4 protein-coding genes are annotated in these 1,477 nt (G+C 38.5%); 2 read left to right on the forward strand and 2 right to left on the reverse strand.

Annotated elements, in window-relative coordinates; all coding sequences use genetic code 11:
- Window positions 1-96 precede the first annotated feature (96 nt).
- Window positions 97-282 carry a type II toxin-antitoxin system HicA family toxin gene (locus STRDD10_RS09870; RefSeq protein ID WP_067195661.1) on the forward strand — a complete coding sequence of 62 codons (186 nt, stop codon included), beginning with the start codon at window positions 97-99 and terminating at the stop codon, window positions 280-282.
- A 59-nt stretch (window positions 283-341) separates the two neighbouring features.
- On the forward strand, window positions 342-746 hold the full coding sequence (locus STRDD10_RS09875; RefSeq protein ID WP_067195664.1) for a type II toxin-antitoxin system HicB family antitoxin: 405 nt from the start codon (window positions 342-344) through the stop codon (window positions 744-746).
- Between the two features lie 19 nt (window positions 747-765).
- Here STRDD10_RS09875 and STRDD10_RS09880 read toward each other — a convergent pair whose 3' ends face one another.
- The gene (locus STRDD10_RS09880) at window positions 766-945 is read right to left on the reverse strand and encodes a hypothetical protein (RefSeq protein WP_067195667.1); all 180 of its coding nucleotides are present in this window, start codon (window positions 943-945) and stop codon (window positions 766-768) included.
- A gap of 138 nt (window positions 946-1,083) precedes the next feature.
- On the reverse strand, window positions 1,084-1,239 hold the full coding sequence (locus STRDD10_RS11020; protein WP_156468655.1) for a hypothetical protein: 156 nt from the start codon (window positions 1,237-1,239) through the stop codon (window positions 1,084-1,086).
- Between the last annotated feature and the right edge of the window lie 238 nt (window positions 1,240-1,477).

Here is a 1,477-nt window from a genome sequence, read left to right on the forward strand (position 1 = left end):
GGTTAAATAAATTTGTTGAAAACAAGTGTTTTCGTATTGACAAATGTTAAAAACAAGTGTATAATATAGTTAAAGATAAGGAAAGGAGATAAGCCAATGAATGAGCGAGAGCTTAAGAAAATTGCTCAGAAGCAAGGTTTTAGTAAAACTAACTTTGGCAAAGGGTCACACGAAGTTTGGAAACATCCAGATGGACGGCAAACAACGATTCCAAAACCTAGGCAAGCTGACTACAAACCTGGCACCCTGAACAATATTCTCAAAGTCTTGTATGGGGAGTGAGAACTCCTTCTCCCCATGCCCATTTTGGAGTACTCTATTCATTGGCTTAATCTAATATTATGAAATACACTTATTTAGCATTGTTTGAAGTGGATAAAGAAAACGGTGGCTATACTATTTCTTTCCCTGATTTTCCTGGAGCATTTAGTGAAGCTGATAGCTTGAATGAAGCTATTTTTAACGCTCGTGAAGTCCTTGAAATCTATACTATTATGTTTGAAGACGAGGGCAAAGAGTTTCCTAAAGCATCCTCATTCAAGGCACTTGCAAGTCATTTAGCAAGTGATGAAGATGTGATTCAGGCTATTTCCGTGGACACGGAGCTGGTACGAGAGCGTGAACGGTCTAAGATTGTCAATAAGACTGTTACGCTGCCAAGCTGGCTTGTGGAAGTTGGAAAAGAAAATAAAATCAATTTTAGCCAACTGTTGCAAAAAGCAATCCGTGAGGAATTGCAGGTATAAGAAAAAGCAGTGATGGGGATCACTGCTTATTAGCTGTAGCAAATTCATAGAGCTTTTCTGCCGTTAGAAGCGCCATTTTGTCCATGCTTGTTTTTCCTTTTCTGAGGTCAGCGACGGTTGACCAGGGCACGTCTGCGCCTTTTGCGATGGTAGTGGTAGAAATGGGGCTGTCTAGTAGGTTTTGAATGGTTTGTCTCATTTTTTCTTGTCTCCTGCATACCATGCTATCAAGATAGCAATAATGGCAATAATAAATATTAGTTTCATCTTGATTTTCCTTTCGTTTTAGATTATAATGAAAGGCAAGGAGAGCTTTCGCTCTCTTCCCCTTTAGCGATTATCTCTTCCGCCGTCTGCAAAACTTGGGAGCGATTTTCGCTTTTTTCTTTTGCTCTTTTAGCACTTGGTACCAAGAGCGACTCTCTTTTGAGATTGCGACTGCAATCCCGACAACAACGGTAGCTCTTGCGAGCCATTCATCTAACTGGTTCAACTTCCTCACCTCCTTTTCTTATCTTGATTATATTATACCACGGCATACCGTGAAAGTCAAGCGTTTTGAAGGGATTTTTTAAAAATTTTTAATGATATTTTCGCCCAAAATTCGCCCAAAATTTTTATAAAAAGAAATATCTCGATATATCAACAAAGAACAAAAAAGGCTGTAAATCAGCCTTTTTGGTGTATATAGTTCTATATAATTTTATAGGGATAGTTCAGAAGTGTTCATA

The organism is Streptococcus sp. DD10 (assembly GCF_001578805.1).
GTDB lineage: Bacteria > Bacillota > Bacilli > Lactobacillales > Streptococcaceae > Streptococcus.